General features: G+C 43.7%; 15 protein-coding genes. 8 read left to right on the top strand and 7 right to left on the bottom strand.

Annotation, left to right across the window (positions count from 1 at the left end):
- Window positions 1-25 precede the first annotated feature (25 nt).
- Window positions 26-1,612 (bottom strand): Na(+)/H(+) antiporter NhaB, encoded by a 1,587-nt coding sequence (gene nhaB, locus H9L11_RS01580; RefSeq protein WP_005380822.1) that lies wholly within the window; start codon window positions 1,610-1,612, stop codon window positions 26-28.
- A 639-nt stretch (window positions 1,613-2,251) separates the two neighbouring features.
- Here nhaB and fadR point away from each other — a divergent pair.
- Entirely contained in the window at window positions 2,252-3,091 is an 840-nt protein-coding gene (gene fadR / locus H9L11_RS01575) for a fatty acid metabolism transcriptional regulator FadR (RefSeq protein ID WP_205390959.1), read from the top strand.
- 110 nt (window positions 3,092-3,201) lie between these two features.
- On the opposite strand, the gene H9L11_RS01570 is transcribed toward fadR, so the two are convergent.
- Window positions 3,202-4,011, bottom strand: a complete 810-nt coding sequence (locus H9L11_RS01570; RefSeq protein ID WP_017821380.1) for a hypothetical protein — start codon at window positions 4,009-4,011, stop codon at window positions 3,202-3,204.
- A 742-nt stretch (window positions 4,012-4,753) separates the two neighbouring features.
- On the opposite strand from H9L11_RS01570, the gene H9L11_RS23500 reads away from it, so the two are divergent.
- A complete protein-coding gene (locus H9L11_RS23500; RefSeq protein ID WP_225452447.1) occupies window positions 4,754-5,398 on the top strand; it encodes a hypothetical protein in 645 nt (214 codons plus the stop codon).
- A gap of 10 nt (window positions 5,399-5,408) precedes the next feature.
- Entirely contained in the window at window positions 5,409-5,753 is a 345-nt protein-coding gene (locus H9L11_RS01560) for a hypothetical protein (RefSeq protein ID WP_033905756.1), read from the top strand.
- A 78-nt stretch (window positions 5,754-5,831) separates the two neighbouring features.
- Here the strand turns inward: H9L11_RS01560 and metG are convergent, their stop codons facing one another.
- On the bottom strand, window positions 5,832-7,907 hold the full coding sequence (metG, locus tag H9L11_RS01555; RefSeq protein ID WP_033905755.1) for a methionine--tRNA ligase: 2,076 nt from the start codon (window positions 7,905-7,907) through the stop codon (window positions 5,832-5,834).
- Window positions 7,908-8,069: 162 nt separating this feature from the next.
- Here metG and apbC point away from each other — a divergent pair, with 162 nt between their 5' ends.
- The 3 genes from apbC to H9L11_RS01540 all read left to right on the top strand — a co-directional run bounded on the left by apbC (window position 8,070) and on the right by H9L11_RS01540 (window position 12,244).
- Entirely contained in the window at window positions 8,070-9,146 is a 1,077-nt protein-coding gene (gene apbC, locus H9L11_RS01550) for an iron-sulfur cluster carrier protein ApbC (protein WP_033905753.1), read from the top strand.
- A 180-nt stretch (window positions 9,147-9,326) separates the two neighbouring features.
- Window positions 9,327-9,968 (top strand): uridine kinase, encoded by a 642-nt coding sequence (gene udk, locus H9L11_RS01545; RefSeq protein ID WP_005380833.1) that lies wholly within the window; start codon window positions 9,327-9,329, stop codon window positions 9,966-9,968.
- A 188-nt stretch (window positions 9,969-10,156) separates the two neighbouring features.
- Entirely contained in the window at window positions 10,157-12,244 is a 2,088-nt protein-coding gene (locus tag H9L11_RS01540) for an AsmA family protein (protein ID WP_033905752.1), read from the top strand.
- A 62-nt stretch (window positions 12,245-12,306) separates the two neighbouring features.
- Here H9L11_RS01540 and cobO read toward each other — a convergent pair whose 3' ends face one another.
- The gene (cobO, locus tag H9L11_RS01535; RefSeq protein WP_005380837.1) at window positions 12,307-12,912 is read right to left on the bottom strand and encodes a cob(I)yrinic acid a,c-diamide adenosyltransferase; all 606 of its coding nucleotides are present in this window, start codon (window positions 12,910-12,912) and stop codon (window positions 12,307-12,309) included.
- Between the two features lie 117 nt (window positions 12,913-13,029).
- Here cobO and H9L11_RS01530 point away from each other — a divergent pair, with 117 nt between their 5' ends.
- Complete coding sequence (locus H9L11_RS01530; protein WP_033905751.1) at window positions 13,030-13,479, top strand: low molecular weight protein-tyrosine-phosphatase; 450 nt, start codon at window positions 13,030-13,032, stop codon at window positions 13,477-13,479.
- Between the two features lie 48 nt (window positions 13,480-13,527).
- Here the strand turns inward: H9L11_RS01530 and H9L11_RS01525 are convergent.
- The 3 genes from H9L11_RS01525 to rne form a co-directional block, all read right to left on the bottom strand.
- Window positions 13,528-14,732, bottom strand: a protein-coding gene (locus H9L11_RS01525) for an IS3 family transposase (protein WP_104975737.1) whose coding sequence is annotated in 2 segments (ribosomal slippage) — window positions 13,528-14,381 and window positions 14,381-14,732 — 1,206 coding nt in all. Because the reading frame shifts where the segments join, the coding sequence is not laid out codon by codon here.
- Window positions 14,733-14,833: 101 nt separating this feature from the next.
- Window positions 14,834-16,393, bottom strand: a complete 1,560-nt coding sequence (locus H9L11_RS01520) for a SulP family inorganic anion transporter (protein ID WP_053304233.1) — start codon at window positions 16,391-16,393, stop codon at window positions 14,834-14,836.
- A 332-nt stretch (window positions 16,394-16,725) separates the two neighbouring features.
- On the bottom strand, window positions 16,726-19,815 hold the full coding sequence (rne, locus tag H9L11_RS01515; RefSeq protein WP_053304234.1) for a ribonuclease E: 3,090 nt from the start codon (window positions 19,813-19,815) through the stop codon (window positions 16,726-16,728).
- Window positions 19,816-20,454: 639 nt separating this feature from the next.
- Between rne and rluC the strand changes: the two genes are divergently transcribed.
- Window positions 20,455-21,399, top strand: coding sequence for a 23S rRNA pseudouridine(955/2504/2580) synthase RluC (gene rluC, locus H9L11_RS01510; RefSeq protein WP_021033985.1), 945 nt, complete (start codon window positions 20,455-20,457; stop codon window positions 21,397-21,399).
- Window positions 21,400-21,452 lie beyond the last annotated feature (53 nt).

The following is a 21,452-nucleotide window of genomic DNA, read 5'->3' as shown; positions in this document are numbered from 1 at the left end:
ATAAGTTTCCTAATCAACTCAAATTTTAGTGACCACCGGATACTACGGGAGTCAGATCACCACTATGAGGTAAAATCCAACCAGCTTCGTAGAAAGAAGCGGTTGCAGGCTCTAGGAAGAACATGATTCCCATTAGACCGACAATCGCAAGAACGACGGTGTAAGGCAGCGCCATGATAACCATTCGCCCGTAAGACAGACGAATTAATGGAGCGAGAGCCGATGTGAGTAAGAATAGGAATGCCGCTTGACCGTTTGGCGTAGCAACAGAAGGCAGGTTAGTACCAGTATTGATTGCCACCGCCAGTAAGTCGAACTGATCACGAGTAATGAGACCCTCAATGAGTGCAGTTTTTACTTCATTGATGTAAACCGTACCAACGAACACGTTATCCGACACCATAGATAATAAGCCATTCGCCACATAGAACAGAGCTAGCTGAGTACCTTTATCTTCAACGGCAAGCACCGCATCGATGACTGGTTTAAACAGCTCTTGGTCAATGATTACAGCAACGATCGAGAAAAATACTGCAAGCAGTGCAGTGAAGGGCAGGGCCTCTTCAAACGCTTTCCCCATGGAGTGCTCTTCAATGACACCAGTAAATGCGGTCGCTAAAATGATCACAGAAAGGCCAATTAAGCCGACAGCCGCTAAGTGCAAAGCGAGTGCGACGATCAACCAAACCGCAATAAGACCTTGAACCCAGAGTTTTGCGACATCTTGATTTGTTCGCGTTTTACGCTCTTCACGATCAAAATCGACGAGGATCTGACGAACGTTGTTAGGAAGCTTTGCGCCGTAGCCAAACACTTTAAGCTTTTCAACTAAAGCACAAGTGATGAGACCACAGAAAAATACAGGTAGTGTCACTGGAGACATACGGATTAGGAATTCACCAAATAACCAACCCGCTTGGTCTGCAATAATTAAGTTTTGAGGTTCACCAACCATCGTGGTTACGCCACCTAAGGCAGTACCTACACCAGCATGCATCAACAAAGAGCGCAAAAAGGCACGATAGTTTTCTAAGTCATCACGCGTTAGTTCAGTGATCGTGTCATCTTGTGTATGGTCATGGTCACCGATAGGGTTACCAGACGCTACTTTGTGATAGATAGAGTAAAAGCCGATCGCCACGCTGATAACAACGGCGATAACCGTCAAGGCATCCAAAAATGCAGACAAAAATGCCGCAGCAAAGCAGAACGCGAGTGATAGTAGGGTTTTAGAGCGAATGCCAAGTAAAATTTTGGTAAAAATGAACAGCAATAGCTGCTTCATGAAGTAGATGCCCGCAACCATAAATACCAGAAGTAGCAGTACTTCGATATTTGCTACTAATTCGTGCTTAACTTGCGCAGGGCTAGTCATGCCGATAGCAATGGCTTCAATAGCAAGTAAACCGCCAGGTTGTAATGGGTAGCATTTTAATGCCATTGCTAGCGTGAAAATAAATTCAGCGACCAACAACCATCCAGCTACAAATGGGTTTATTAGGAAGAATACAATCGGGTTAATTATTAAGAAGGCTATAATGGCAACTTTGTACCAATCAGGCGCTTTACCAAGGAAGTTCTTGATAAAAGCGTTTCCGAGCGATATCGGCATGATAATTCTCTTTATAACAAAATTATGAATAGACACTACAATAGTGCTTAAGTATCTGTTTGTTAGACTTATTAACTAGTCTTTAAAAACAATAACTTAGTAAAACAACAATCCTTTGTTTATTGTAGTCTTGCCAAGTTACTTCCCCTGAACTCAAGCACCGCTCACTTTCGACCGCAAACTCTACACTCAGGCATTTATTAGTCAATAACAAAACGTGATGCTACCGACTAAAATGACTTTTTAAATGTAATAACGCGATCAAAACAGCGTTACTATACCATGAAAGTCTTAAAAAAATCCTCTTGGATTTTAAATGACGGTCAGTGACGAGAAAAGGCAAATTAAGAAAGAATATTAACTGTGATATACAAAGTAATTTTTCATATTTTGAATATAAAAATGTGACACGGTTGTCTTTATTTCTCCGAGATTTGTGAGCTGTTTAATTAAATGAAAATTCATATTTTACTGCTTTCGCTCGCATGTTAGAGCCTCTTAAATTGACACAACATATAGAGTATTAACTCTATGTTATGTAGTCGTTTCCACTATTGATCGTAAATTTTCTCAAACCGCTAAGTAGTGGTATGATGAGTAGTATCGACCCTCAGAAATCAATATTGGATAAAAAGTAGAATGGTCATAAAGGCGAAAAGCCCTGCGGGATTCGCAGAAAAATATATTATCGAGAGCATTTGGAACGGCCGTTTTCCTCCAGGCTCAATTTTACCTGCTGAGCGCGAGCTGTCCGAACTGATTGGTGTTACTCGAACGACTTTAAGAGAGGTTCTTCAACGACTAGCCCGTGATGGATGGCTGACTATCCAGCACGGCAAACCTACGAAAGTTAACCAATTTATGGAGACCTCTGGTCTGCATATTTTGGATACTTTAATGACGCTAGACGTTGATAATGCGACAAACATTGTAGAAGATCTGCTTGCGGCACGTACCAACATCAGTCCTATCTTTATGCGCTATGCATTTAAAGCGAACAAAGAGAGCTCTGAGCGTACAATTAAGAACGTAATCGAATCTTGTGAAGCTTTAATGAATGCGGCTTCCTGGGACGAATTCATCGCTTCTTCGCCGTATGCTGAAAAAGTTCTGCAGAATGTGAAAGAAGATAACGAGAAAGATGAAGCGAAGCGTCAAGAAATCTTGATTGCTAAAACGTTCAACTTTTACGATTATATGCTTTTCCAGCGCCTAGCATTCCATTCAGGAAATCAAATTTACGGTTTGATCTTTAATGGTTTGAAGAAGCTTTACGATCGTGTCGGTAGCTACTACTTCTCAAATCCAGCTTCTCGTGAGCTAGCTCTGAAGTTTTACTATCAATTGCTCGAAACTTGTGAAAGTGGCCAGCGTGAGCAACTACCAGTAGTGATTCGTCATTATGGTATGGAAAGTGCGTTGATCTGGAACGAAATGAAAAAGCAATTACCAACGAACTTCACGGAAGACGACAGCTAAGCGCTGACAAGTTGGATAAACGAAAACCGCAGTGCCTTAGGCCTGCGGTTTTTTTGTTTTTATTTATAAGTCGGCGACGGACCTAGCACCAATAATAAGGCATGGAACGTTTATCCTGCTAGCGAGAGTCTGGGTAACGGTAGATATAATGACTCTACGACATCTGAAAGGACATGGTCGTAAGTATTGAAGATGGTCAATGACAAGTCCGATGTGACGCCATAAAGCTCTGCTTCTGTTAAGTCGACATGACTCCCTGTCACGTATTCATTTAGCGTCTGTATTGAGCGCGTGGAAGCAGGAGAGGTAATGCTAAGTGGAGCGATAACCGCTAGTTGGTTTAGCTTACGCATCATGACCGATGCATAGTTTTTGAAACGCTCATTTCCGCCTTGTTCTCCTAAATCTTGAATGCTGATTCGTAACTGAGTCAGGGTCTCCAAGCTATCCATAATGTTTTGCCAGTTCATGTGATACTCATTATGCAAGTCATCTCTTTGCTCAACCGCTAGCCATGCGATGGTTACTTCATCCATCAAAAACAAGCAATGACGAATTAACTTACCATGCTCCATCTGGTTTCTTGCAACACTATGGTCATTCCATTGTTCAAGTAGTTTCCCTACTTTAATCTGTAATACGCGATACATGGGTTTGTTTTCAAACCGTGATGTTTCGACTAAAAGATGCAGCTTGTTAGTCAGAGCATCATGAAGAGCGTCCAATTTTTGTTGATCGTTTTGTTGGAATTGAAGCGAGTAGTGAGTAGCAGCTCGGTGGTGTCTCAGAAGGTGAACAACATCTCGCAACAATGTTAACAGCTGATATTTGCGCGCATGTTGCTGCTCTCGTTTAGAAGATAAGTGATATATTCCGGCTAAAATAGCGATGGACAATAGTGTGGAAATCAAAACAAACATAACCAACTCCTTGTTAGTGTTTGGACCTAACAAGGAAGATTGCAGTTTTGATGCCAAACAAAAACTCAATTTAAACAATTGGTTATATTGAATGTTCTTTTTGAATGGTCGTTGTTGGTGCATGGATTCACCAAATTTGTGAATATGGTTGATTATTCGGTGTCGATGCTTGGTGTACGCGTTATTCTTTGTGAGTTACATATTGATTACTTTTTGTAGTCTGATTCAAGTCACAATGTTTAGAAATTAAAATACTCGAACACTTCATATGATATAAGTTGTCTATTTTGTTGATTGTTCGAGGTAATTAATTTGTCTAATAAATTCGACCTATGCTTCAGTACTCACTCAAAGATAACGCTCCCTATCGATACAAATGATGAGGATAGGTACCTTCAGTTTCGTAAGGACAACCCACATATATTTGGTAGTTTTATTCCCGCAGGTACTCCTTTCATACTGAACGAAGGCTCTGTGAACAACATAGCTAAGTTGCGTAGCGAGAGACCTGATATAGCTTGTGCTCTTGATACTGTAAAAAGTTGGTCACAAGAAACCAAAAGAAATGTAGCCAATCTAACACGTGAGTTTGGCGATGAAAACTAACAAGCGGTAGCCCTCCTCTATGAAAAAGAGATTAAGCCTTTTTAGATGCTACTAATCATACTATGGGGAGGGGGGAATCGATGAGTATACTGCAGTAGGTGCTGCCGCTACTGCTGTTAATGAAAAGCAAGTCAGATTGAGTAATTTCGGGAAAGCTTCGCTCAAATATCAAAACGCCTTACTAGATGTACGTACAGCCTCACGAAGTGGTGCGCAGAAAAAGGAGCTTGTGAAGCTTGGATATAGAGTTAAAGAAGCTCACAGTTCTTTGAATGCCAAATTTACAAAAGAGCTTGCCCATTATGCAGGACGAGTTAAAAGTAGCCGTGGAAACATTTGGAGCAACCCGAATAGGGCTGTCAATATCGCGCGAAGTGGCAGGGATATAACTAAGTTACATTTAACATCTATAGCTAACATCCGCTCAATTCGATTTCTTGAACAAAGCTCTAGTATTGTGGGTAAAAAGATCATCATGATTGATGCTGGTGTTCGCTTTAACAATGTTCGAAATGCCAAGAATAACGGAGAAAATTGGCAAAAAAGAGCAGCAATGGAAGTTGCAGGGTTTGGTGCGAGCAACGCTGCTGGCGTTTGGACTACATCCAAAGTGATTGTATCTGGAATGGGAGTCGCTTTGGCTGCTGGCCCATTTGGAGTAGTAGTATTAATAGGTGTTGGTTTAGGGGCTGGTTATGCGGCTGCAAAAATGGGTGATTGGTTTGGGCAAGGTTTAGCAGAAAAAACCTATGAAACTAGCTCTAAAGTAAATTGGTTTTAAAGGAGTAGTTGTGTTTTGTTTCGATCTTATACTGATGATTGTTGGTTGGACATGGTTACTGAGCACATTGGTTTTTATTCGTGTATCAGCAAAGCGGATTGAGACAAAAATATTGCAGGATGGTCATGATCCAATTGGCTGGGACAGAAATGGGTGGGGTTTTAGATTTCCCATGTACGCCTCAGTGTTGATGCGAGGTAAACCTGCGAAAGTATCACTTGTAGATGATCAGTTAATACTAAAATACGCAACGACATTTGATCGAGTTCTCGCTTTTGTAGTCACGATCAGCTTTGTACTTTTCCTTGCATGTGGCGCGATTATTACTTGGGGTCCAGAAGAATTCTCTTTGTAGTACAATCAAGCTTAATCGATAAGCTTAACTGCGAGAAAAGGCTTAACTGATTTAGTTAAGCCTTTTCAATAAAGATACTTACATTACGCGCATACCAGGTTGAGCGCCTTCGTGTGGCTCAAGGATCCACAGGTCACTACCACCAGGGCCTGCCGCTAGGATCATACCTTCAGACATACCAAACTTCATCTTACGAGGTTTTAGGTTTGCAACCATTACCGTTAGTTTGCCTTCTAGCTCTTCAGGTTTGTAAGCTGACTTGATGCCAGAGAATACCTGACGAGTTTCACCACCGATGTCCAATTGGAACTTAAGCAGTTTGTTGGCTTTTGGTACTTCTTCACAAGAGATGATACGAGCGATACGCATATCTACTGCAGCAAAAGCATCGAACTCAATCTCTTCAGCGATTGGCTCTTTGTCTAGCTCAGTTTCGCTAGCCTTGTTCTTTTCCGCTTCTGCTTTCTCTTTCGCCGCCATTTCTGCCGCCGCATCTTCTTTAGATGCTTCGATCATCGCTTCAACATTCTTCGGATCGATACGGTTGAACAGTGCTTTGAACTTAGTGATCTCGTGGCCTGTTAGTGGAGCAGCGATGTTTTCCCAAGTTAGCTCTTGGTTTAGAAACGCTTCAGTACGCGCAGCTAGCGATGGCATTACTGGTTTCAGGTAAGTCATCAGTACGCGGAACAGGTTGATACCGACAGAACAGATGTCTTGTAGTTCCTGATCTTTGCCTTCTTCTTTTGCTACAACCCACGGTGCTTTTTCATCAACGTATTGGTTAGCTTTGTCTGCCAATGCCGTGATTTCACGGATTGCACGACCAAACTCACGCGTTTCGTAAAGCTCAGCGATACGGTCAGCAGCAGCAACAAATTCGTTGTAAAGTTCAGGCTCTGCAAAGTTGTCAGACAGTTTGCCTTCAAAACGTTTCGCGATGAAACCTGCGTTACGAGATGCCAGGTTAACGATCTTGTTAACAACGTCAGCGTTTACGCGCTGAGTGAAGTCTTCAAGGTTAAGATCTAGATCATCGATACGGCTGTTTAGCTTCGCAGCGTAGTAGTAACGTAGACACTCAGGGTCTAGGTGCTCTAGGTAAGTGCTTGCTTTTACGAACGTACCTTTAGACTTCGACATTTTCGCGCCGTTTACGGTTACGTAACCGTGTACGAATACGTTGTTAGGCTTGCGGAAGCCAGAACCTTCTAGCATTGCTGGCCAAAATAGGCTGTGGAAGTAAACGATGTCTTTACCGATGAAGTGGTACAGCTCTGCTGAGCTGTCTTTTTTCCAATACTCGTCGAAATCTAGATCGTCGCGCTTGTCACATAGATTTTTGAAAGAGCCCATGTAGCCGATAGGCGCGTCTAGCCACACGTAGAAGAATTTGTTTTTCTCACCAGGGATCTCGAAGCCAAAGTATGGTGCGTCACGTGAGATATCCCATTGCTGCAAACCAGATTCGAACCATTCTTGCATTTTGTTCGCTGTTTCAGCTTGTAGCGAGCCAGAGCGAGTCCACTCTTTTAGCATGCTTTCAAACTGAGGCAGGTCGAAGAAGAAGTGCTCTGAATCTTTCATTACTGGCGTCGCACCAGAAACCGCAGATTTAGGATTGATCAGTTCTGTTGGGCTGTAAGTCTCACCACAGTTGTCACAGTTGTCACCGTACTGGTCTTCAGACTTACATTTTGGACAGGTACCTTTTACGAAACGGTCCGGTAAGAACATCTCTTTTTCTGGATCGAACAGCTGAGAGATAGTGCGGCTAGAGATAAAGCCATTTTTCTTCAACTCAAGATAAATGTGTGACGCTAGCTCACGGTTCTCATCTGAGTGTGTGCTGTGGTAGTTATCAAAGCTGATATCAAATCCAGCGAAGTCTTTTTGGTGCTCTTCGCTAACTGCGGCAATCATTTCTTCAGGAGTAATACCCATCTGTTGCGCTTTAAGCATGATTGGCGTGCCGTGAGCATCGTCAGCACAGATGAAGTTTACAGTGTTGCCGCGTAGGCGTTGGTAACGAACCCAAATGTCCGCTTGGATATGCTCAAGCATATGACCAAGGTGGATCGAACCGTTAGCGTACGGAAGGGCACAAGTTACCAGCATTTTCCTTGACGGAAAGTTTTTTGGATCGTTTGCCATACTTAATATTCGCTTTTCTTGATAGGTATAAATAAATTTTGATGGATAATACTACCCCATGAACTGACTAACTCCAAGGTGTCAAACTGCGGAATGCCTTAGTTTTTTTGGGGTTCTGGTTGAGCCTGGACGGTGGTAGCATGACATCTAAAAGGAGGGCTTATGCATCAGTTCACTTCAAAACAAGATTTTTGTCACTGGTTTAACCAATTCCAACATCCACAGTTGGTGGAAAACTGGGCAGATATTCATGGCGCAATTTCGATTACGACACAGGGTTCTATTGATATAACGTTGCCATTCGCAAGTAATGAGCTTCAAACCGTACTGCATGACTGGATTAAACAGCAGCAAGCCTCGGGTAAAGTGGCTGAATTCCCATTTAATATTCGCCTTGGAGTTAAAGCTTTAGAAACTCAAGTGGCTAACTCGGTTAAGGGTGTTAAGAACATCGTTGCCGTCAGTTCTGCGAAAGGTGGCGTTGGTAAATCTACTACCGCAGTTAACTTAGCGTTGGCGATTGCTCAATCTGGGGCGAAAGTGGGATTGTTGGATGCAGATATCTATGGTCCGTCTGTACCTATGATGTTGGGGCAAGAAGATGCTAAACCAGAAGTTCGTGATGGCAAGTGGATGGAACCCATTTTTGCTCACGGCATCTATACTCATTCTATCGGTTATTTGGTGGATAAATCAGAAGCGGCGATATGGCGCGGTCCAATGGCTTCAAAAGCGTTGTCGCAGTTATTAACTGAAACAGATTGGCCAGATTTGGATTATTTGGTGATTGATATGCCGCCAGGTACGGGGGATATTCAATTGACTCTGTCACAACAAATTCCGGTAACAGGTAGCGTGCTAGTCACAACACCGCAAGATTTAGCCCTTGCCGATGCAAGGAAGGGAGCGGCAATGTTTAACAAAGTCCATGTCCCGGTTATTGGTGTTGTGGAAAACATGAGTTATCACATTTGTAGTCAATGTGGCGCGAAAGAGCATATTTTTGGTATGGGCGGAGCTGAAAAAATGTCGCAAGAATTTGGCTTAGCATTGTTAGGACAAATTCCGCTTCATATCTCTATGCGAGAAGATATTGACGCTGGCGTGCCAACGGTAGCAAGACGCCCAGAAAGTGAGCATGCAGGGTATTATACGCAACTTGCCGATCGCGTATGTAGCACGATGTTTTGGCAAGGCAAAGCAAAACCAGATGCGATTAGCTTTACAATGGTGAACTAAGTTTACTATGCCTGTTGGTTGATAATTGCACATTTTAACGTTTGCTCGGAGGTTAATCCTCTGAGCAGGCAGAAACTTATGACTAAACCCTAATTCCAACTAGTAACTATGGGGTGAACTCCCTATAATCAGGCAGTTTATCTTTTTATGTGACTAGAAATCATCATCGGGTGCAAACTAATGTCTGATAATAATCAATGCGTCATCGTAGGTATTGCTGGCGCTTCTGCTTCTGGAAAAAGTCTGATCGCGAGCACTATTTATAATGAGCTTCGCGCGAAAGTAGGCGATCATCAAATCGGTGTCATCACGGAAGATTGCTACTACAACGACCAAAGCCACTTAAGCATGGAAGAGCGAGTAAAGACGAACTACGATCACCCGAGTGCGTTGGACCACGACCTACTGTGTGAGCACCTAGAAAAATTGGTACGTGGTGAAGCAGTAGAAGTGCCTGAGTACAGCTACACTGAGCACACAAGAACAATTAACACCACCACAATGACACCTAAAAAGGTGATCATTCTAGAAGGTATCCTTCTTCTTACAGACCCTCGTCTTCGTGATTTGATGCATGCGACAGTATTTATGGACACACCGTTAGATATTTGCTTGCTTCGCCGTGTTAAGCGTGATGTGGAAGAACGAGGCCGAACTATGGAGTCTGTTCTTAAGCAATACCAACAAACAGTACGTCCGATGTTCATGCAGTTTATCGAACCTTCTAAGCAATATGCGGACATTATTGTTCCTCGCGGTGGTAAAAACCGTATCGCAATTGATGTATTAAAAGCTCACATTGCAAGACTTTTGAAAGCTTAAGCCTATAGACGGCTATATCGCTTTATTTTTAAGAGAAGAAGTGGCACCTTAAGTGCCACTTCTTTTTTTGTTTTTAAATTAGTCAGTTGCAGGTTAAAACCAGACACTTTTCACGCTTTTGTGGAACTGTCAGCGGTAAATGGAGTCTGCGCTTATAATTGTAAAAACACTCGAGCAAGGAAAAACAAATGAAGAAACTGCTCTTAATTCTAGCAATACCGATTGTGGTCATTTTGGTCGCAATTTTAGCGTTAACCATCTTCGTCAATCCGAATCAGTTTAAACCCCTTATTGTTGAGCAAGCGCAAAAGCAAACGGGATTAGAGTTGGTGATTGAAGGGGATATCAGTTGGCAATTTTTCCCATCGATTGGCTTTGAGTTGGGACATACAGAATTGCGAAACCCACAAGGCTTTAGTAAACCCAATTTATTCAAAGTTGATACCGTTGGTGTAGACATCTCTGTTATGCCACTTTTTAGTCAACAGCTTGAAATTGGAAACGTCACGCTTGATGGTGCTGAGTTCTACATTGAAACCAAGAAAGATGGCAGCAAGAATATTGATGCATTGACGAAAGCCCAAACACAACAAGCAGAACAAGAGAGCAATGCTGCGCCTACGCAAAATGGTGAAACGCAAACTTCTGGTTCTGATTGGAGTATTAATCTTGCTGGCGTTACGGTTTCTAACGGTTCATTAGGAATGCAGGATAAGCAAGCCGGTAGTTACACCAAACTTTATGATATTTCATTAAACCTTTCCGAATTCGCTTTTGACAACTGGACAACGGCTGATTTTGGCGTGAAGGGCGAAATGAACGACCAAAAGTTCACCGCGAAAGGTCAGGCAGACTTTAAGCTAGAAAAAGGTTTGGCAAACTACGCGCTAAAGAACATCAACTTTGATGCGACATACTCTGACCCTGCCAATAAAATTGAATCGGCAACGATCGGTTTAGACACGTTTGAATTCGATAAAGTAAATAACCTGACTTATGCCATTAAGGGTGTCGCTGGTGGTATGAAGTTAGATATGCAGGGTGCTGGTCAACTTAGTGTGGACAAGGCTATCAGCAAAGTACAGTTGGATAAGTTAACTCTTAAATCGACTTTTGAGGGTGATGCTTTACCTCAGTCCCCGATGAAAGTCGACATGGTGTCTGATCTGTCTTTCGACCTAACGAAAAACCATCTGAGTTTTGTTCTAGAGAAGTTAACAGCGAATGCTATCGCCCTAGATGGTAAGGCAGATGTGACACTCGGTGATGTTCCTAAAGTACGCTTTGCTCTCCATAGCCCCAATATCGATCTTGATGAGTTTTTAGGGTTAGATAAGCAAGCTGCCGAAGGTAATAAGCCTGCTTCTGGTGGCGAGAGTGCTCCTGCCGGACCTGAGGTTGAGCCTGATTTGTCTGCGTTGAAAACGTTAGATGTAAAGGGTGACATTACCATCGACAAATTCAAAGCGGCAAATGCGAAGATGGAAGCGGTAAAAACGAGCTTCACTGTAAATCGTGGCGTGTTTGAGCTTACATCTTTTAGTTCGAAGTTGTACCAAGGCTCAATCTCAGCGACAGCGAAGTTAGATGCACGCCAATCACCAGCGACTTACAGTGTTAAAAAGTCAATCAAAGGCGTGAAAGTTCAACCGCTACTTATAGACGTTGCTGAAAACGACAAACTTGAAGGGACAGGTAACATTGATGTGAATGTTACAGGTAAGAGTCTAACGCCTACCGGTATCAAGAAGAATCTATCTGGTACGGTTGTTATCAATTTTGCTGACGGTGCGGTGAATGGCATCAACGTTGCTCAGTTGATTCGTGAAAACTATGCGAAATTTAAAGGGCAAAAAGTTGAAGGCACCAATGAAGCTAAGAAAACAGACTTCAGTGCGATGACGGCGACATTGAAACTCAACAAAGGTGTAGTATCAACGGATAATATGCAAGCTCAGTCTCCATTGTTACGTGTTCGTGGTAAAGGTACCGCAAACTACATCAATGAAACAGTCGACTTTACTATCAGCACGTCAGTTGTAGGCAGCCTAGAAGGCCAGGGCGGTAAAGATATAGATGAGCTGAAAGACATCACGATTCCAATCAATGTGTCTGGTAAGTGGGCAGAACCTAAATTCAAGCTCGTATTCGATGATGTTCTGAAGCAGAAAGCTCAAAAAGAAATCGATCGTGGCGTAGAGAAGCTAACGGACAAAATCAAAGACGAGAAAACCAAAGATGCGGTCGATGGTTTATTGAAGAATCTTTTCAACTAACCGTGCGTGAAAACCAAAAGGGTTGGCATTTTGCCAACCCTTTTTAAATTACTCTGCGAGTGTTACCAATCGACGCCTTTGAGGGCTTTTACGCCAGATTCAAATGCGTGCTTTACATTTTTCACTTCAGAAACGGTATCGGCCATTTCAATCAGGGTTCGATGTGCGCCACGCCCAGTAATAATAACCGACTGCATTTTAGGTCGGTTGCTCAGCGCTTCGACCACTTCGTCTAAGTCGATGTAGCCGTAGCTCACCATATAAGTTAGCTCGTCAAACAAGATGACATCGATAGAGTCGTCTTGCAGCATGCGTTTACATTCTTGCCATACGCCTTGCGCTGCTTCGGTATCAGCGGCTTTGTTTTGAGTTTCCCATGTAAAGCCGGTCGCCATTACTTGGAATTCAACGCCGAGTTTCTCAAGTAGGTTGCGCTCACCGTTGTCCCAAGTACCTTTAATAAACTGCGCGACAGCACAATTCAAACCATGACCCACTGCGCGTGCGATCGTACCGAATCCTGATGTCGATTTACCTTTACCATTTCCGGTAATGATCAGTAGCAGACCTTTTTCCTCTTGAGCAGCAGCGATTTTTGCGTCTACCTGTTCTTTGACTTTTTGTTGGCGAGCTTTATGGCGTGCTTCTTTATTTTCTTCGATAGACATAATACTTCCTCAATTCCTTTTCGTGCTGTGCCCAAGCTAATTTGGGTTCATTGATTTATCTCGCTATGATAGACCAACATATCGTGAAGAAAAACCACCGATAATTCAGGGAATAAAATGAAGAAAATACTTGTTGTTTGTATGGGAAACATTTGTCGGTCACCAACTGGAGAGGCAGTGTTAAGAGTGAAAGCTCAAAAGCTAGGCGTTGAAGTAGAGGTTGAGTCGGCAGGTACAATTGGCTACCACGCAGGAAACCGACCGGATTCAAGAGCGATGGCAGCAGGAAAGCAGCGAGGCTATTCTTTTAAAGGAATGCAAGCGCGCCAAGTCACCATTGATGACTTTGAAAAGTTTGACCTTATATTAGCCGCAGATAAAGCAAATTTGGCCGATTTATTGGATATTTGTCCGTTGAAGTATCGACACAAAGTATCGTTATTTTTAAGTCATTCTGAGTCAGTTTACGACGAAGTCCCGGACCCATATTATGGTGGGGAAGATGGCTTTGAACTGGTGCTTGATTTAATCGAAGAGGCATCAGACGCAATTTTGAAGAAGCTATAATCGCCGTGCTTGAAGTGACCCGTCCTGATATGGGTTGACACTTTTTAACTAAAACGCTCGATGTACTTCATCGGGCGTTTTGTATTTTAAAGCCGTATGAGGCCTCATTTGATTATAGATATCTACGGACTCTGCTACCATCGTCCTTGCTTCTTTCAGATCTTTCGGTTTCTTCAGCAAGAGCTCCATTTTGAGTATCCCATTTACACGCTCAGCTAAAGCATTCTGATAACAGTCATACCCGTCTGTCATTGAGCAAGTCACTCTATGTTTCTTATGGATATCTTGATATTCCTTCGAACAGTATTGTGAGCCTCTATCTGAGTGGTGTATTAGCTTTTCTTCACTCTGCCGTTGCCTGAGAGCTGAGATAAATGCCCGCTTAACTGATTGAGTTTTCATGTTGTCATCCACATAAAAACCAACAATCTTCCTTGAATAAGCGTCTGTAACCAAGCTGAGATAACTCTCTCCATTTTGAGTTGGCAAGTAAGTAATATCAGCAACCCACAGTTGTTCTGGCTTCGTTGGTGTCAGCCCATCTTTCACTTTGTTTGGGTGACAGAAAAATCGATGACGGCTGTCAGTCGTTCGGTGATAGGCTCGTCTTGCTCTCACTAACAGCCGATGCTTTCTGAGAAGTTCAAAGAGCTTATCGCGACCTATTTGAATGCCCTTTGTTGCTGCTAAGAACTTCAGTTTACGCGTGCCAATGCGTGGCTGCTTCAGCCTGACTTCACGGACAAAGCCAATGACAGCATGCTCATGATGTTCACAACGAGATTGAGTTTGGCATTGCTTATAATAAGCTTGGCGAGAGATTTGTACTAACTGACAAAACTTCGTAACGCTCAAACCTACTATGGTTTTCTCTTGGACAACGCTTCTTTGTGCTTTTTTGTCACTCTAACACCATAGTCACGTTCCATAACGTTCACGACAGCTTCAAAGAAGTCGGCTTTGAGTTGAGCATCTTCGAGCTGCTTCTCAAGCTCTTTAATACGTTGCTCTGGTGTAGGAGGTAAATTGAACTCGGCCATAGAGTCTCCTTTGGACATAAAGTTAGGTGTCCCTTTAGACCAATCTAGTCGACCATGCTTACGAAGCCAAACCAAAACCGTAGAGCAACCTTGGATGCCATACTTCTCTTGGGCTTGTTTGTAAGTGAGGCTTCCTTTTTCAACCTCATCAACTACAGTGAGTTTAAAAGCGAGGGAGTAATCGCGCTGAGTTCTTTTAGTTGTTGATTTCATAACACTCTCCAATTTTGGGGGTAGAAAGTGTCAACCTTATTTAGGACGGCACAAAGACAATAGAAAAAGGGATGAGCTCAGCTCATCCCTTTTTATTCGTGTTAACCCGCTAGTATGTCGGTTGCGACTTTGTAGCTTGGGTCTTCCTTCACGTTAATTTCAACCAAGCTGCCAGCTTTGTCCAAAAGTTTACGACAATCTGGGCTTAGGTGACGAAGGTGCAGCGTTTTACCTTGAGCATTGTAACGCTCAGCCAGTGTTTCAATGGCTTCAATTGCAGAGTGATCTGTCACGCGAGAGTCTGCAAAATCGACAATCACATCTTTTGGATCTTCAGGCGCGTTAAACAACTCCAGGAAGTTAGCCGCAGAGCCAAAGAAAATAGGGCCGTGAATCTTGTACTCTTTTGAACCTTCCTCGTTTAAGCACGTGTCGGCATAGATGTGCTTAGCGTGTTGCCATGCAAACATTAATGCAGAAACGATAACACCAACCGCTACGGCAACAGCAAGGTCAGTAAGAACAGTAACAACGGTCACAAGAACAATAACGAAGAAGTCTTGCTTCGGTACGCGGCGTGCTAGCTTAAATGTTGCCCATTCGAATGTACCAATGACAACCATGAACATCACACCAACCAGAGCAGCGAGTGGGATCATTTCAATTAGCGAAGAAGCGAATAAGATAAACATCAATAGAGCGATAGCCGCAACGATACCAGATAGACGGCCGCGACCACCTGAGTTTACGTTGATCATCGACTGACCAATCATCGCACAACCACCCATTGCGCCAAACACAGAACACGTCATGTTTGCCATACCTTGACCGATACATTCGCGGTTAGATTGACCACGAGTATTCGTCATCTCATCTAAAACTGTCAGTGTTAGTAGAGATTCAATTAGACCAATGGCCGCGAGAATGATCGCGTATGGAAGAATGATTTGTAGTGTCTCTAGTGTAAATGGTACCGCAGGAATAGAGAAGGTTGGTAGTGAACCTGCGAGTGTTGCAGCTTCATCACCAGACATTGTACGCAGGAAGTCAACAACAGTGCGAGTTTCCAGATCCAAGCCAACCACTAAAGCCGTCACCGTTACGATCGCAACAAGTGAAGAGGGTACAGCTGTTGTGATTTTTGGTAGAAAGTGAATGATTGCCATAGTCAGCGCAACCAAACCAAGCATTAGCAGCATCTGGTCTTGTGGTAGCCAAGTAAGCATGCCGTTGATGTCTGGCGCTTTAAACTGACCCAACTGAGCTAGGAAGATAACAATAGCCAGACCGTTCACAAAACCGATCATCACAGGGTGAGGTACGATACGGATGAACTTACCCAATTTAAACATACCAGAGGCAATTTGAAGAATACCAGCGAGCATGATGGCTGCGAATAGGTACTGGACACCGTGAGTCGCGACAAGCGAAACCATTACGACTGCCATGGCACCTGTTGCACCAGAGATCATGCCAGGACGACCACCGAAAATGGAAGTAATAAGACCAACGATGAATGCAGCGTAAAGACCGACCATCGGATCTACGCCTGCGACGAACGCAAATGCGACAGCTTCAGGAACCAATGCTAGCGCAACGGTTAAGCCTGATAGCACATCATTTTTTACGGAGTGCTTAGAAAATTGGGGAAATTCGAACATGTTTGTTTTTAAGTTCTCTTTGCAATGAGTTAAACCCGACACATATTCGTATTTGCACAAGCCACTGGAAGGTTGAATTTTAATCAAACATTGCAGTGTAAACCGTAGTATTAAAAGAGCAGCATCAGAATGGTGTCGAAAACTTGAGTCGGCGCATGCTACCGAAAAGTGTGATTAAGTTCAAGAATGATACGAATAATGGCGTACAAATGTGATCACGAATTGGTATTTATATGAACAATTTTTTGGGCAAATATGAAGATAAAAAAGGCTACCAGATGGTAGCCTTTAATTTATTTATGCCGTTAAGCAGTTGAACGTAATGATTTAGCCTAGTTAAAGTTAGGCTTTGTCATCTCTGCCGATGCACGGTTTTTAGCCACTTGGCTACCAGCACCTTTAGCTTGGTAACGTTCGGTTTTGAACGGTGCTGCTGCAACCGTGATTTCGCGTAGCTCTTGAGGGCCAGGTGCTTTTGTCATCGGTGCGCTAGCGTTTAGCTTAGCCGCAACTTTAATGGCTTCGACTTTAGGCTCTGGTTTATCTACTGGCGCTTCGGCCGCAATCTCTTTTTCTGCTTCAACGATAGGCTCTTCAGCAGGTGCCGTTTCTACAATGGCATCAACCGGTTCAGCATGTTCAGTTACAGGAGTTTCAACGATAGGCTCTACCGAGGCTGTTTCTATTACTGCTGATTCAGCTTTTTCTGTGATTACTGTTTCCACAGCAGGTGCTTCCACAACGGGTGCTTCTACTACTGGAGCTTCCACTTTCGCTTCAACGGTTTCTTGAACCTTGTGTTCAACAACTGGCGCATCTGTTACGACAGGCTGCTCGCGACGAATAATCACTTTACCCATTGCCATTTCTGGACACGCAAAGCCACCTTGGATTGTAGGTACTGCTGCTACAGCTTCTTCCTTAACTCGCTCTTCCTTCTTAGGTGCTGGTTTCGGAATGTAACGTGGCATTACTTTACCCATAGCCATTTCAGGAGAAGCGACACCTCCCTTACGTAGGCGGAACGGGTTAGGGCGGCGATCACGGCCACGGCGACGACGCTGGCCGCTTGCACGCAGGTGACGTGGCGAACGACGATTACGACGTTGCTTAGACTCTGCTTGCTTGTTGTCTTGCTGTGCCTCTACCGCTGCTTCTGTTGGCTTTTCAACTTTAGCTTCAACCGTTTCTTGAGTCTTAACCGCTGTTTCTTCGGCTTTCTTCTCAATAGCTTCTTGGTCCTTAACGCGTACAGACTTGTTCAATTTGCGACGTTGGCGGCGCTCTTTCACTTTTTCTGCTTTCGCATTTTGCTGCTTCGGTTTGCTCTCTTCTGGTTTTGTTTCAGTACGAGCTTCCGCTGCTAGCTGCAGACCTTTTTCCGCTACTTTTGCGTTTGCTTTCTGCTCTTGGGCTTTATCTGCCTGTTGAGCTTTAGGTTTACGCTTTTGGTTACGGTTTTGCGGTTTATTTGTTTGTTGTTGAGCTTCGTTTTGCTCATTAGCCTGCTCATCACGAGGCTTACGACGACGTCGGTTATCGCGATTGTCGCGGTTATCACGATTATCGCGCTGGTTGCTATTGCGACGACGATCGTTACGATCACGTTTGTTACGTCGATTATCGCGATTTGGTTTTTTCTCTTCCTGAGGTTTCTGTTCTTCTTTTATTTCTTCAGAACCACCGAATAGGAAGCTACCAAGTGCTTTAAACAGACGGCTGAACAATCCAGGTTTCTCTTCTTGTTCAACGTTTTGTTCTTTCTTCTTCGCCTCAGGAGCTGGTTTAGCTGCTGGTGCAGGTGCGGTTTGAGACGGAGCCGCAAAGCCTTTAAGAACTGGCTCTTCAATTCGTTTTGGTTTTACGTCAACTTCCGCTGGCTCTTTACCTTCTGCTTCTTTCATTGCTTCCAGTTTCTTAGGAAGTAAGTAAGAAATCAGATCGAACTCTTCGCCTTCACGAACACGGATAACTTCAAAGTGCGGTGTTTCCATATCAGAGTTAGGAACAACCGTAATTTTCACTTCTTGAATGCGTTCGATATGGTTTACTGAACGACGTTTTTCGTTCAATAAGTAAGAGGCGATTGGCACAGGTACGACTGCAAGTACTTGTGCTGTGTTGTCTTTTAGCGCTTCCTCTTCAATTAAACGAAGTACAGAAAGTGCTAGAGATTCGTTGTCGCGAACGACACCAGTTCCGCTACAGCGAGGACAGATGTGATGGCTTGCTTCTGCAAGAGAAGGGCTCAAGCGCTGGCGTGACATCTCCAACAAACCAAAGCGAGAAATACGACCGATTTGTACACGAGCGCGGTCAAGGCGAACGGCTTCACGTAGACGGTTTTCTACTTCTCGTTGGTGACGAACTGGGGTCATATCGATAAAGTCGATAACCACTAAGCCACCTAAGTCACGTAGACGCAATTGGCGAGCAATTTCGTCGGCTGCTTCTAGGTTCGTGTTTAGAGCTGTTTCTTCAATATCGCCGCCCTTGGTTGCACGAGCAGAGTTGATATCGATAGACGTTAGTGCTTCAGTCGGGTCAATAACAATAGAACCACCAGATGGCAGACGCACTTCACGTTGGAAAGCCGATTCAATTTGGCTTTCGATTTGGTAGTGGCTGAATAGTGGAACTTCGCCTTCATATTTCTTAACGCGGTTAAGGAAATCAGGGCGCACCAATTGAATGTGCTCTTTTGCACGTTCGTAGATGGTGTTGCTATCAATTAAGATTTCGCCAATATCACGACGCAAATAGTCACGGATTGCACGAACGATAACGTTACTTTCTTGGTGGATTAAGAATGGAGCAGGGTTAGAGTCCGCTGCACCTTTGATTGCACCCCAGTGGTTAAGTAGTACATTCAAATCCCACTCAAGCTCTTCAGCACTCTTGCCAACGCCAGCAGTACGTACGATTAGGCCCATGCCCTGAGGCAGTTCCAAAGTACTTAATGCGGCTTTTAGTTGAGTACGCTCGTCACCTTCGATTCGACGAGAAATACCGCCAGCACGAGGGTTGTTAGGCATCAGAACAAGGTAACTACCAGCAAGAGAAATGAAAGTAGTAAGAGCTGCGCCCTTGCTTCCACGTTCTTCTTTTTCCACTTGAACGATAACTTCTTGGCCTTCCGTTAGCACTTCTTTGATGCTTGGACGACCTTGGTAGGTGTAACCTTCAGGGAAATATTCGCGGGCAATTTCTTTGAGAGGGAGGAAACCGTGACGCTCGGCGCCGTAATCAACAAATGCGGCTTCTAAGCTTGGTTCGATACGTGTGATACGTCCTTTGTAGATATTCGCTTTTTTAGATTCATGACCTGGACTCTCGATATCAAGATCGAAAAGTCGCTGGCCATCAACCAGAGCGACACGCAACTCTTCTTTTTGAGTTGCGTTAATTAACATTCTTTTCATTGAAAATTCTCGTTGTCTTTTCTTTTATATCTTTCTTGTCGACTTGCCACTGTTTTTTCGCTCTTTCACGGTGCCTGATCCCATGGCTTGTATTTTGCAGCCTCCCGGCTGGAAGGGGATGCTCTCGGGCACTTCAGTCATCACAAGCCTCTTGTAGTTTCTGTTGGAAACGTAGACTTGTGACCCGCTATTTGGGCGGTAGGTACTCAACGTGAATATGCGAGGAGTAGGGTGGCAAGAGTGTTGAATTCGATGTGTCTCACGCCAATGCTGCACTCGACCTTCAACGATCTACTCACATTGCTTGAGGATAAATGATTGGTAATGAATAAAATGTAACCAAACCTTCCTTAGCAGCTGTGAACTATAGCAGTGCGCGTGGCTATCAGCAATCTGCTTTCACGCAAACGATAGAAAATTTGCCGCTAAACTCAAAATTTCTATTTTATAACTGGCTGTTTCATAAGCAATTGAGATGTGCAAACTGTTCAAGACAGAAAACAAATTGAGAACTTGATTGAGAGTTTTAATAATTTAAACAAAAGCTTGGCGAAATTTAGACCAGTATGTGCCACCGAGTGTTTCTTTTACGACAAGAATAATGTGAAGTCGCACGAAATTGAGTTTACAATACGGCTCATGAACGAAATAAGAACAAAAGTCCAGTTCGTCGACATTGACGAAGATATGGCGGGTCAGCGCATTGATAATTTTTTGCGCAACCAATTAAAAGACATTCCTAAAAGCATGATTTACAGAATTGTGCGTAAGGGCGAAGTGCGCGTAAATAAAAAGCGTATAAAAGCAGAGTACAAGTTAAAAGCAGGCGATCTCGTTCGTATTCCACCGGTTACCGTCGAGAAAAAAGATGACGATGTCGCACCAAGTACGAAACTTAACAAAGTCGCTGAGTTGGAAAATATGATTATCTTCGAAGATGATCATATGTTGATTCTAAACAAACCATCTGGCACCGCTGTGCATGGTGGCAGTGGTTTAAAGTTTGGTGCGATTGAAGCGCTTAGGGCTCTGCGTCCTCAAGCTCGCTTTCTTGAACTTGTGCATCGTATTGACCGTGATACTTCAGGGATTTTGCTGGTTGCTAAGAAGCGTTCTGCACTTCGTCACTTGCAAGCCCAGTTTCGTGAAAAGACAGTAAAGAAGTTTTACTTAGCTCTTGTCATGGGGCAATGGAAAAGCAGTTGTAAGGTTGTGAACGCGCCACTGCTCAAAAACGAAGTGAACAGTATTGTTCGTGTTAACCCTAATGGTAAGCCGTCAGAAACGCGTTTTAAGATTTTGGAAAAGTTCGAACAAGCTACATTGATTCAGGCGAGTCCGATTACTGGTCGAACTCACCAAATCCGAGTTCATACGCAATACACTGGTCACCCAATCGCTTGGGATGATCGCTACGGTGATCGCCGCTTTGATGCTTATACAGGTCAAGTTGGTTTAGATCGTTTGTTCCTACACGCGGCAAACATCAAGTTCCAACACCCATCAAATGATGAGTGGATGGAAATCAACGCACCGATGGAACCGAAACTAGAAAAAGTGTTGGCGGGTTTAAGAAACGCGTAACCATGTTTTCCTCGCGGATGCAAAAGGGAGCCACAGGCTCCCTTTTATCGTAT

The organism is Vibrio sp. sp1, from assembly GCF_016920955.1.
GTDB lineage: Bacteria > Pseudomonadota > Gammaproteobacteria > Enterobacterales > Vibrionaceae > Vibrio > Vibrio alginolyticus.
Note: the sequence above shows the minus strand (reverse complement) of the source record. Positions and strands in the feature narration are given on the sequence as shown.